The organism is Paraburkholderia sp. C35, assembly GCF_003121405.1.
In the GTDB taxonomy this organism is placed as follows: domain Bacteria; phylum Pseudomonadota; class Gammaproteobacteria; order Burkholderiales; family Burkholderiaceae; genus Paraburkholderia.
Genome location: NZ_QBUY01000171.1, coordinates 1 through 11,527, shown reverse-complemented (window position 1 = coordinate 11,527; position 11,527 = coordinate 1). Strand labels below are relative to the sequence as shown.

The window sequence follows — 11,527 nt, the reverse complement described above, 5'->3', positions numbered from 1 at the left end:
TTGAATATCCACGGCAGAAAATGGGTTGTTCAGACATTCCTAAGCAAAGAAAGCGGGCTAACACCGCTAATGCTAGTCGTTGCCTGCGGGCCCCCAACGGCCCCGTCCAGTACACGGCAACGCACTAGTCGTTGCCCGCTGCCAACGCTCTAAAGAACGCAGCACCCGCTTCAATCACCCGTAGCGCCGCGAACGGCAGCGATTCGTTACGGCCGCCCAGGTGGCAAACGGTGTGTAGGTTGGCGCGCCGTACGCGTCGGCGATCCTACAAGAGACACCGCCTTTGCTTTTCAGTCCGGAGTGAAGCGTGGATGGCGCGAAAGCCGACACACCGTTTGCCACCTGGAGAACCTGGGCAGGTTGATCGCGCGTGCTGCGACGCGGGCGCGTGAAGCGGGGGATGTGTGTATTAGAACGTTGGCAACGAACGTGAGCGAGCACGTTGCCGTGCGAGGTGTAGGACCGGTTGGGGGCCCGCAGGCAAGAAGAAGTGTTGGCGGTGTTAGCCCGCTTTCTTTTGCCTACTTTTCTTTGCGGCGGCAAAGAAAAGTAGGTGCCGCCCCGCACAGGGGCAACACTAGCAGACCACTAACAAATCGCGGATGCCAGCGAAACCAAAATCAAACCCAAACCACCACCTACAACACCCCGCGAACCCACCCATAAACAAGCGGCCCAACCAACAACCCCCAAGTCAGAACACAAATAAAAAGCGCAACCATCACAGCAGCGCTGCCGAGATCCTTAGCGCGCCGAGAAAGCTCATGCCGCTCAAGCGAAATCCGATCAATAGCAGCCTCGACGCTCGAATTCAGCAACTCGACAATCAGCACAAGAAACACCGACCCAAGCAACAAAACACGAGCAACGGGCTCAACAGGCACCACAACACCACACGGCACAAGAATCGCCGCCAACGTAAGTTCCTGCCGAAACGCGCTCTCTTCCTGAATCGCCACCCGAAACCCGGCAAACGAATTCTTCATCGCATGCCAGGCGCGCGTGATCCCGCGATTCCCCTTGTACGGATTAAAGGGCAACGGCGCGAGAGGATCATCCGGACCCAAAGGTTCAGCCGGTTCCGGCGCATCGGCTTGCACGCCAGGCTTCGGCGTGTCTTCACCATCTCGCGCGGCATCGCGCATCGTGGACGACATGGCAGAGGGCTTCGCTGGAGCAGATCGGGACTGTCCAGCATAACGCGGAAGCGGTGCGCCGTCCTGATGCAACTCATGCACGTCGTCGAATGGTTCGGTATGCGGCGCGCTATCCGGCGCCACAGATTCAGCGTCGCGCAGCGAATCCTGCGGAGCGCGCAATGCGTTCGATTGTCTCGTTTGCATGGGCCTGGCGAGAAATGTGAGGGCGCGTTGCGCGTCGGATGAATCAGGCGGCCGCGCCTTCCTCTCGGTAAGTCGGACGCGACAGCGGCTTCAGATGGGCAGCGAATTGCTCGGATGCCGCCGTCCACGAGAAGCGCTCGGCCCACGCGCGTGCATGATCGCGATCGATCTTCAACGCCTGCAGGCACGCTTCGCGCAAGTCGTCGTGCATTGCGCCCGCGCCGCCGTCACCGAGCACGTCGATCGGGCCCGTCACGGGATACGCTGCAACCGGCGTGCCGCACGCGAGCGCTTCGAGCAGCACGAGGCCAAACGTGTCGGTCCTGCTCGGGAACACGAATACGTCGGCGGCCGCGTAGACCTTCGCCAGTTCGGCCTGCGACAGCACACCCAGATAGTTCGCAGCAGGGTAGCGCGACTTCAGTTCGGCCAGCGCCGGACCTTCGCCACAGACCCACTTCGAGCCAGGCAAATCGAGCTTCAGGAAGGCTTCGACATTCTTCTCGACGGCCACGCGTCCGACATACAGAAAAATCGGCCGCGCCGTGTTGAGGACCTTCGATTCCATTTGCTTGAAAATTTCCAGATCGACACCGCGCGTCCACAGCACGACGTTCGTGAAGCCGAACTTTTCGAGGTCGGTCTTGACGACGGGCGTCGGCGCCATCACCGCCAGCGACGCCTTGTGGAACCAGTGCAGAAAGCGATACGTCCACGCCACGGGAACACCGAAGCGCGCCTGCACATACTCGGGAAAGCGCGTGTGATACGCGGTCGTGAACGGCAGCTTGTGCTCGATCGCATACGCGCGCGCGGCGAGGCCGAGTGGACCTTCCGTCGCGATGTGCAACGCGTCCGGCTGGAACTCGTCGATGCGCTTGCGCAGATGGCGACGCGGCATCAGCGACAGACGGATCTCCGGATACGTCGGGCACGGAATCGTCTTGAACTCGAGCGGCGTCAGCAGATCGACCTTATGGCCGATCGCCGTCAGTTCACGCGTCGTGTTCTTCAGCGTGCGAACCACGCCATTGACCTGCGGTTCCCATGCATCGGTGACGATCATGATCTTCATGCAGTTGGCCCTCTCGTAGTGGTGGTGTGCCGTCACGCCGTGGCGCGGGCCTTGGTCACGCTCGCTTCGGGCGAGCGCATCACGGTCCAGTAGATCACCTTCAGCTCGCCTTCATACGTCTCGACGAGCGCCGACAGGCTCTCTACCCAGTCGCCGTCATTGCAATACAGCACGCCGTCGATCTCGCGAATCTCGGCCTTGTGGATGTGTCCACACACGACGCCGTCGCAGCCTCGGCGACGCGCTTCGTCTGTCATCACGTTCTCGAATGCGGAGATGAAGTTGACCGCATTCTTCACCTGATGCTTCAGGTACTGCGACAGCGACCAGTACTGGAAGCCGAGCTTGATGCGGATACGGTTGAACCAGCGGTTCAGCACGAGGATCATCGTGTAGAGCGTGTCGCCGAGATAGGCGAGCCACTTCGCATGCTGGATCACGCCGTCGAACAGATCGCCGTGCACGATCCACAGGCGCTTGCCCTGCAGCGTGGTGTGGAACGCTTCGCCGCGCACGTGGATGTCGCCGAACGCGAGATCGCAGAATTGCCGCGCGCCTTCGTCGTGATTGCCGGGGATGTACACGACCTGCGTGCCTTTGCGCGCCTTGCGCAGGATCTTCTGCACGACGTCGTTGTGCGCCTGCGGCCAGTACCAGCCTTTTTTCAGCTGCCAGCCGTCGATGATGTCGCCCACGAGGTACAGATACTCCGACTCGTTATGGCGCAGGAAGTCGAGCAGATAGTTCGCCTGGCAGCCGCCGGAGCCGAGATGGATATCGGACAGCCAGATCGTGCGGTAGCGATGCGAGTTCTCGTGATCGTCGTCGTGATGGCTTTCGGATTCGGTTGGCGCGACCGGCAGATGCGGGATCGGCGGCAGGCCGGGTGAGGAGGAGCGGGGGCCGAAAGCGACGGGATCGACGCTCGGGCCAGTCTGGCGGAAGAGGGAAGTCGCGGACGTGTTGTTGTCCATGGCTCACGCGTCGAGTTGCAGTACCCGCATTGCGCCAGTTGCAGGTTACGGAGCCGTGACAGTCACGAGAACTTCTTATTACGAAAGGGGGTAGTTGTTGTCTCGTCCGGGACCGGGATGCTCACCGCGCAATGGAAACGACCTTGGTCCCGGCCAGCCGGTCATGCAGAAACTGCCGGCTCGCACCGATTCGCCCGACCGCCGCGTAGGCACCGAACCAGACGGCAGCAAGGATCAACGTCTGCGGCACCTTGAGCCCAAGCAGTGGGTGCATCGCCAGCGGCGGCAAAAACCACAGCCACGCGAAGACGTAGCGCAACACCGCGCGAGGCACGGACAACGGTTCGTCATCCCTGGCAACGACGACTTTCAATCGCCAGGTTTTCATCGGCAGGGTTTGTCCGCCGTGTGTCCAGAACCAGACGAAATACGCGCCGACCACCAGCCCGATCCACGCCGCCAGCCAGTTGTGATGCACGAGGCCGTTGCGTTGCTGCGTCAGCGTGCTGAACAGATAGCCCGCGATGAACACCACGCCGAACAGCAACACGGCTTCGTACATGAGGGCAGCAAGCCGGCGACGCACGGTCGGCGTCACGGGCTCGGCGGGTTCGGATTGAGTCGGCTGGGCGGCGGAGACGACGGATGTGGACACGGGCGGGGCCTCGGGTGACGTTGATGAGCCCGCGGCGCAGGCTCGCAGGAGAGATTATGAGCCGTTGAAGATGGAAGGCGCTTCCGATGGCGAGACGGGTGGCGGCGTGGCCGGCACGAAGCTGCCGACAGCAGGAATGGCAGGCGCGCCCGGCGCAGGCGCAGCGCCGTTTGCCACACCTGCAGACGCGCCGGCCGTCGCGGGCGGAACGGGCACGCTCGCGAGCTTGTCCTTGCCGTTGACGAGGCGGTTGATGTCCTTGATCTCGGATTTGCCCGACGGAGGCGCGCTGACCACGGTGGGCCGGCGCTTGCGCTCGCTGGCGGCGAGCTTCTGCTTCTGTTCCTCGGGAAGCTGCTGATACGCCTTCCACGCGTTCTGACGCGCCTCGCGTGGCACTTCCTTCGAAACCTGATAATTCTCCCGCGCGACACGCCGCTGCTCGGGCGTCATGTGCGCCCACTCAGTCATGCGTTCATGCAGGATTTTTTGCGATTCCGGCGTCATCTTGGGATAACGCGACGCGATCTTGAGCCATTTGCGCTTGCGCTCCTCGCTGAAACTGTCCCATTGCGATGCCAACGGGGCGAGCGCCGCGTGGTCGGCGGCAGAGAGCTTGGCCCACGCCAGCGGGCTGGTGGAAATGGGCAGCTCGGGCAATTCGACCGTCAACGCCGGCTCGGCCGCCTTCGCGGGCACGCCGCCGCCGGCAGGCGCCGGGACGGGCGTAGGCGTCGGGTAGAAGCGCGGATAGGTGGCGGCGAATGACACCAGGGCTGCAATCACGCATCCGGACACAACGGCAAGGCCGCGCTTGTAACTCACCCGTCAGCTCTCCCCGGTCAGTGGTTACGCGTCAGGTACGCGTTGAACCCGTGATCGAGATAGGCATTGAGCGGCAGGTCGTCGCTCAGCATGGCGGCGTCGATGTCGGCCAGCTCGGCCGTGCGCTGATGGTCTTCCCACCACGCGATGCCCGCCAGCCCGATGACGAGCGCAAGCACCGGCCATGCGAGCGCGAGCTTGCGCAGGCGCGACAGACGGCGATGCGTTTCCGGTTGCGGCAGATGGGCGAGCGTGCCCGCGCCGACGAAGACGGGCGCGAACACAGGCGCCTGCACCGTCTCGGGCTTCTTGCGAGCGAGTGCGGCCTGGCGCGCGGCGGCGAGCCGGTCGGTTGTAGCGGGCGGAATGCGGGCAGCGTTTTCGTCGAGCGCGCGGCGAAGCTGCCGCGCAAACTCGAGTTCTTTTGTTTCGAGAGCGGAGCTCATAGCGTGATTCCTTTGGCCTTGAGCGCTTGCGCCAGCGTGTGCGTGGCCCGTGAGCAGTGTGTTTTCACACTGCCTTCCGAGCAGCCCATGGCGGCGGCAGTCTCAGCGACATCCATATCTTCCCAGTAACGCATCAGAAACGCCTCCCGTTGACGTGCCGGCAACTTTTGGATTTCGTCGTCGATCAGTTGCAGGACCTGCTCGCGTTCGAGCTGCTGTTCGCTGCTTTCCACGCCTGTGGATCCGTCCTGGCTTTCGAAGGTCTCCAGCGGATCGAAATCTTCGTCGTCGGCATTGCCCAGCGACGAGAACAGGCTCACCCACGTATTGCGGACCTTCTGCCGACGGAAATAGTCGTGCATCGCATTCTGGAGAATACGCTGAAACAAAAGCGGTAGCTCAGCCGGGGGGCGATCGCCGTATTTTTCGGCGAGCTTGATCATCGCGTCCTGCACGATGTCGAGCGACGCGTCATCGTCCCGTACGGCGTAGACCGTCTGCTTGAACGCGCGCCTTTCGACGCCCGCCAGAAAATCGGCGAGTTCCTTGTCTGATGCCATCCGTTGGGGGTCGGCGCAGCGAGTGTGCGCGGAATCGGTCGAAAAATGTCGTAAAACTCGCGGATGCTAACAAACTTTCACGCGAGTCGGGGAAAAACGCAGCAACCTTCGGCTTGCAGTTTGCCTTCAGTCATCATTTATTCGAATCAGGGGAAACCGTCAGAAGTGCGGGTCGTGCGCAGATTCGTGATCGATCATGGAAATAATTGCTTGCCCATCGGACACATCGTAGATATCGTCTACGGTTCGCAACATAAGTGACTTGTCTCATTTGAGGTTGGCCCAAGAAGCCTTCCTGTCAAACTGGACGCGCCGCTTGAACCCGAGCCACAAGCCCGGCAGAGAGCACCCGATCAAATTTTTGCCGAAATTTCGAAAGGTGAACGATGAATATGCCCAGCGCGGAATTCTCCACGTCGCATACGACTCCCCATCACGAAGCTGACTCTATCGGCGCCACCGTGCTCATGAAGGCACTGGCCGACGAAGAGGTTGAATTCGTCTGGGGCTATCCCGGCGGCTCGGTACTCTACATCTACGACGAGCTTTACAAGCAGGACAAATTCCAGCACGTCCTCGTGCGCCACGAGCAGGCTGCCGTCCACGCGGCCGACGCCTATGCGCGTTCGACCGGCAAGGTCGGCGTGTGTCTCGTGACCTCGGGTCCTGGCGTCACCAACGCGGTGACGGGCATCGCCACTGCCTATATGGATTCCATCCCGATGGTGGTCATCAGCGGCCAGGTGCCGACTGCCGCCATTGGCCAAGATGCGTTCCAGGAGTGCGATACGGTCGGCATCACGCGTCCCTGCGTGAAGCACAACTTCCTCGTGAAGGACGTGCGCGATCTCGCCGCCACCGTCAAGAAAGCTTTCTATATCGCCCGAACCGGCCGTCCCGGCCCGGTGCTGATCGACATTCCGAAAGACGTGTCGAAGGCGCCGTGCCAGTATGAGCCGATTAAGAGCGTGTCGCTGCGCTCGTACAATCCGGTTACGAAGGGTCACTCGGGCCAGATCCGCAAGGCTGTCTCGCTGCTGCTGTCGGCGAAGCGTCCGTATATCTATACGGGCGGCGGCATCATTCTCGCGGACGCATCGCGTGAGCTGAACCAGTTCGCCGATCTGCTCGGCTATCCCATCACGAATACGCTGATGGGGCTGGGCGGCTACCGCGCGAGCGACAAGAAATTCCTCGGCATGCTCGGCATGCACGGCACGTACGAAGCCAATATGGCCATGCAGCACTGCGACGTGCTGATCGCCATCGGCGCGCGTTTCGACGACCGCGTGATCGGCGATCCGGCGCACTTCTCGTCGCGTCCGCGCAAGATCATTCACATCGATATCGACCCGTCGTCGATCTCGAAGCGCGTGAAGGTGGATATCCCCATCGTCGGCGACGTGAAGGAAGTGCTGAAGGAACTGATCGAGCAGCTGCAAACGGCCGAGCATGGCCCCGACACCGCGGCGCTCGCCGACTGGTGGAAGGACATCGAAGCCTGGCGTTCGAAAGACTGCCTGAAGTTCGACCGTCAAAGCGACATCATCAAGCCGCAATACGTGGTGGAAAAGGCGTGGGAACTGACGGACGGCAATGCCTTCGTGTGTTCCGACGTCGGCCAGCACCAGATGTGGGCGGCGCAGTTCTATCGCTTCAACAAGCCGCGCCGCTGGATCAACTCCGGCGGTCTCGGCACGATGGGCTTCGGCCTGCCGGCGGCGATGGGCGTGAAGATGGCGCACCCGGACGACGACGTGCTCTGTATCACGGGCGAAGGCTCGATCCAGATGTGCATCCAGGAGCTGTCGACCTGCAAGCAGTACGACACGCCCGTCAAGATCATTTCGCTCAACAACCGCTATCTGGGCATGGTGCGCCAGTGGCAGCAGATCGAATACAGCAAGCGCTATTCGCATTCGTACATGGATGCGCTGCCTGACTTCGTGAAGCTCGCCGAAGCGTACGGCCACGTCGGCATGCGGATCGAAAGAACCGCTGACGTGGAACCGGCGCTCAAGGAAGCACTGCGCCTGAAAGATCGCACGGTGTTTCTCGACTTCCAGACCGATCCTACCGAAAACGTCTGGCCGATGGTTCAGGCCGGCAAGGGCATCACGGAGATGCTCCTCGGGTCGGAAGATCTATAACGAGCGCGTTTTGGCGCCGGCTCCGTCATGCACATCTCCACAAAAGATGAGCGCGGACGGAGCGGTGCAAATCGCACGCATCGCATACATCGACATCTGGAAGAAGCGAACATGAGACACATCATTTCCGTTTTGCTGGAAAACGAACCGGGCGCGCTGTCACGCGTGGTCGGCCTCTTTTCGGCACGCGGCTACAACATCGAAACCTTGACGGTGGCGCCGACCGAAGACCGTTCGCTGTCGCGCATGACCATCGTTTCCATTGGCTCCGACGACGTGATCGAACAGATCACGAAGCATCTGAACCGCCTGATCGAGGTGGTGAAAGTGGTCGACCTGACCGAGGGCGCCCACATCGAACGCGAGCTGATGCTGATCAAGGTAAGGGCGGTCGGCAAGGAACGTGAGGAGATGAAGCGGATGTCGGATATTTTCCGCGGCCGCATCATCGACGTCACCGAAAAGACCTACACGATCGAACTGACGGGCGCGAGCGAGAAGCTCGACGCGTTCATCGAAGGGCTCGACGCCACCGCGATTCTCGAAACGGTCCGCACGGGCGGTTCGGGCATCGGACGCGGCGAGCGTATCCTGAAGGTTTAACCAGTTCGATCCGCGCCGGGCGTTGCGTCAAGGCTGTATCAGGCGCCCGGCTCAAGCACTACACACGCAACATTTTTCTGAATTTCGCCAAGGAACTGACATGAAAGTTTTCTACGACAAGGACGCCGACCTCTCCCTCATCAAAGGCAAGCAGGTCACCATCATCGGCTATGGCTCGCAAGGCCATGCTCACGCGCTGAACCTGAAGGAAAGCGGCGTGAACGTCACGGTCGGTCTGCGCAAGGGCGGCGCATCGTGGAGCAAGGCTGAGAACGCAGGTCTGACGGTGAAGGAAGTGGCGGAAGCCGTGAAGGGCGCTGACGTCGTCATGATGCTGCTGCCGGACGAGCAGATCGCCGAAGTCTACGCAAAGGAAGTGCACGGCAACGCCAAGCAGGGCGCAGCGCTGGCATTCGCGCACGGCTTCAACGTGCACTACGGCCAGGTGATCCCGCGTGCTGACCTCGACGTGATCATGATCGCGCCGAAGGCACCGGGCCACACGGTTCGCGGCACGTACTCGCAAGGTGGCGGCGTGCCGCACCTGATCGCCGTGGCGCAAGACAAGTCGGGCGCAGCACGCGACATCGCACTGTCGTACGCAGCAGCGAACGGCGGCGGCCGTGCCGGCATCATCGAAACGAACTTCCGCGAAGAAACGGAAACCGACCTGTTCGGCGAACAGGCTGTTCTGTGCGGCGGTACGGTCGACCTGATCAAGGCTGGCTTCGAAACGCTGGTCGAAGCAGGCTACGCGCCGGAAATGGCTTACTTCGAGTGCCTGCACGAACTGAAGCTGATCGTCGACCTGATCTACGAAGGCGGCATCGCGAACATGAACTACTCGATCTCGAACAACGCCGAATACGGCGAGTACGTGACGGGCCCGCGCATCATCACGGCCGAGACGAAGAAGGTCATGAAGGAAGTCCTGAAGGACATCCAGACGGGCGAGTACGCGAAGAGCTTCATCATCGAAAACCGCGCTGGCGCGCCGACGCTGCAATCCCGTCGCCGTATCACGGCTGAGCACCAGATCGAGCAGGTTGGCTCGAAGCTGCGCGCAATGATGCCGTGGATCGCGAAGAACAAGCTGGTCGATCAGTCGAAGAACTAATCTGCCTGTTTTTCGCACTCCGGCGCACGAAATACGCCGGAAGCATCAAAAAGCCGTCCAGAGGTGCTGAACCCTGGACGGCTTTTGCTATCCTACGGTTTTCAAAAAGACTGAACCCAATTTTATGAATTACCCTCATCCGATCATCGCGCGCGAAGGCTGGCCGTTTATCGCCATCGCGGCTGTCGTTGCGTTGTTGATCCACTTCGTCGCAGGGTTCGGCATTGCCTGGATTTTCTGGCTGTTGCTCATCTTCGTCGTGCAGTTCTTCCGCGACCCGGCGCGTCCCATTCCGACTCAGGCCAATGCCGTGCTGTGCCCGGCCGACGGCCGCATCGTCGCGGTCGAAACGGCGCACGATCCGTACGCAAACCGCGAAGCGCTGAAGATCAGCGTGTTCATGAACGTGTTCAACGTGCACTCGCAGCGTTCGCCGGTGGATGGCGCGATTTCGAAGGTCGAATACTTTCCGGGCGCATACCTGAACGCCGCCGTCGATAAGGCTTCGACGGAAAACGAGCGTAATGCTGTGGTGATCGAAACGGCGAGCGGCGCGACGGTGACGTCGGTGCAGATCGCGGGTCTGATCGCGCGACGCATTCTCTGCTACGTGCGCGCAGGCGAGCCGCTCACGCGCGGCCAGCGCTACGGCTTCATCCGCTTCGGTTCGCGCGTCGACGTGTATCTGCCGGTGGGCAGCCGTCCGCGTGTGTCGATTGGCGAGAAGGTGTCGGCGTCGTCGACGATTCTGGCTGAGCTATAACGCGGCACGGGGAGGATTCGATGGCCGCATTCAAACCGCGTCGTCCTCGCAGCAGCGGTTCGCCGCAGCCGCGACCGTTCCGGCGCAACAAGCCGCCTGTGGTCGCGGAATCCGTGATCGACAGCCGGCGCGCCGCGCGTCAGCAGTTTCTGCGCAAGCGAGGCATTTATCTGCTGCCCAATGCCTTCACGACGGCGGCGCTGTTCTGTGGATTCTTCGCCGTCGTGCAGGCGATGAACGTGCGCTTCGAGGTCGCCGCAATCGCGATTTTTGTCGCGATGGTGCTCGATGGCATGGACGGGCGCGTCGCGCGCATGACGCATACGCAAAGCGCATTTGGCGAGCAGTTCGACAGTCTGTCGGACATGGTGTCGTTTGGGGTTGCGCCGGCGCTCGTGATGTATGAGTGGATTCTGAAGGATCTGGGGCGCTGGGGCTGGCTGGCGGCGTTTGTCTACTGCTCCGGGGCGGCGCTGCGATTGGCGCGTTTCAACACCAATATCGGTGTTGTCGATAAGCGGTTTTTTCAGGGCATGCCGAGTCCGGCTGCTGCTGCTCTGATTGCTGGCTTTGTCTGGCTCGCTACCGATAATCGCGTACCGCTGAAGCTTGTGTGGCTGCCTTGGGTGGCGTTCGCGTTGACCATCTATGCCGGTGTGACGATGGTGTCGAATGCGCCGTTCTATAGCGGGAAAGCGCTCGATGTGCGGCATCGGGTGCCGTTTGCGGCCATTCTGCTTGTCGTCGTCGCGTTTGTGCTGGTTTCTTCGGATCCGCCGTTGATGCTGTTTGGGCTGTTTGTGCTTTATGGCCTGTCGGGGTATGTGTTCTGGGGTTATCGGATCGTGCGCGGAATGGGGAATCCGGCGAGGTCTTCGCAGAGGCCGGGGTAAGCGGTGTGCTTTGGTTTTTGTTCGCATCCGCGGTTTGTTAGTGGTTTGCATGCGTCGCCCCTGTGCGGGGCAGCACCTACTTTTCTTTGCCGCGGCAAAGAAAAGTAGGCAAAAGAAAGCCGC

General features: G+C 61.3%; 12 protein-coding genes. 5 read left to right on the top strand and 7 right to left on the bottom strand.

Annotated features, from left to right (window positions below; genetic code table 11):
- Positions 1-638: 638 nt before the first annotated feature.
- The 7 genes from DK391_RS42480 to DK391_RS42450 all read right to left on the bottom strand — a co-directional run bounded on the left by DK391_RS42480 (position 639) and on the right by DK391_RS42450 (position 5,878).
- Positions 639-1,343, bottom strand: coding sequence for a diacylglycerol kinase (locus DK391_RS42480; protein WP_109483999.1), 705 nt, complete (start codon positions 1,341-1,343; stop codon positions 639-641).
- Positions 1,344-1,386: 43 nt separating this feature from the next.
- Positions 1,387-2,418: a glycosyltransferase family 1 protein gene (locus tag DK391_RS42475; protein WP_109483998.1), complete on the bottom strand. Its 1,032-nt coding sequence runs from the start codon at positions 2,416-2,418 to the stop codon at positions 1,387-1,389.
- A 32-nt stretch (positions 2,419-2,450) separates the two neighbouring features.
- Positions 2,451-3,392 carry a UDP-2,3-diacylglucosamine diphosphatase gene (locus DK391_RS42470; RefSeq protein ID WP_109483997.1) on the bottom strand — a complete coding sequence of 314 codons (942 nt, stop codon included), beginning with the start codon at positions 3,390-3,392 and terminating at the stop codon, positions 2,451-2,453.
- Between the two features lie 121 nt (positions 3,393-3,513).
- Positions 3,514-4,047: an RDD family protein gene (locus DK391_RS42465; RefSeq protein WP_109483996.1), complete on the bottom strand. Its 534-nt coding sequence runs from the start codon at positions 4,045-4,047 to the stop codon at positions 3,514-3,516.
- Between the two features lie 54 nt (positions 4,048-4,101).
- On the bottom strand, positions 4,102-4,872 hold the full coding sequence (locus DK391_RS42460) for a DUF3106 domain-containing protein (protein ID WP_109483995.1): 771 nt from the start codon (positions 4,870-4,872) through the stop codon (positions 4,102-4,104).
- Between the two features lie 17 nt (positions 4,873-4,889).
- A complete protein-coding gene (locus tag DK391_RS42455; RefSeq protein ID WP_109483994.1) occupies positions 4,890-5,318 on the bottom strand; it encodes a DUF3619 family protein in 429 nt (142 codons plus the stop codon).
- Entirely contained in the window at positions 5,315-5,878 is a 564-nt protein-coding gene (locus tag DK391_RS42450) for an RNA polymerase sigma factor (RefSeq protein WP_109483993.1), read from the bottom strand. The genes DK391_RS42455 and DK391_RS42450 overlap by 4 nt, the downstream gene beginning before the upstream one ends.
- 386 nt (positions 5,879-6,264) lie before the next feature.
- Between DK391_RS42450 and DK391_RS42445 the strand changes: the two genes are divergently transcribed.
- The 5 genes from DK391_RS42445 (at position 6,265) to pssA (ending at position 11,404) form a co-directional block, all read left to right on the top strand.
- Entirely contained in the window at positions 6,265-8,028 is a 1,764-nt protein-coding gene (locus tag DK391_RS42445) for an acetolactate synthase 3 catalytic subunit (protein ID WP_109483992.1), read from the top strand.
- A 111-nt stretch (positions 8,029-8,139) separates the two neighbouring features.
- Positions 8,140-8,631 (top strand): acetolactate synthase small subunit, encoded by a 492-nt coding sequence (gene ilvN, locus DK391_RS42440; RefSeq protein ID WP_007588180.1) that lies wholly within the window; start codon positions 8,140-8,142, stop codon positions 8,629-8,631.
- Between the two features lie 22 nt (positions 8,632-8,653).
- Positions 8,654-9,748: a ketol-acid reductoisomerase gene (ilvC, locus tag DK391_RS42435; RefSeq protein ID WP_275426852.1), complete on the top strand. Its 1,095-nt coding sequence runs from the start codon at positions 8,654-8,656 to the stop codon at positions 9,746-9,748.
- A 124-nt stretch (positions 9,749-9,872) separates the two neighbouring features.
- Positions 9,873-10,511, top strand: coding sequence for a phosphatidylserine decarboxylase (locus DK391_RS42430; RefSeq protein WP_109483990.1), 639 nt, complete (start codon positions 9,873-9,875; stop codon positions 10,509-10,511).
- Positions 10,512-10,531: 20 nt separating this feature from the next.
- On the top strand, positions 10,532-11,404 hold the full coding sequence (pssA, locus tag DK391_RS42425) for a CDP-diacylglycerol--serine O-phosphatidyltransferase (protein WP_109483989.1): 873 nt from the start codon (positions 10,532-10,534) through the stop codon (positions 11,402-11,404).
- The last annotated feature ends 123 nt before the right edge of the window (positions 11,405-11,527 follow it).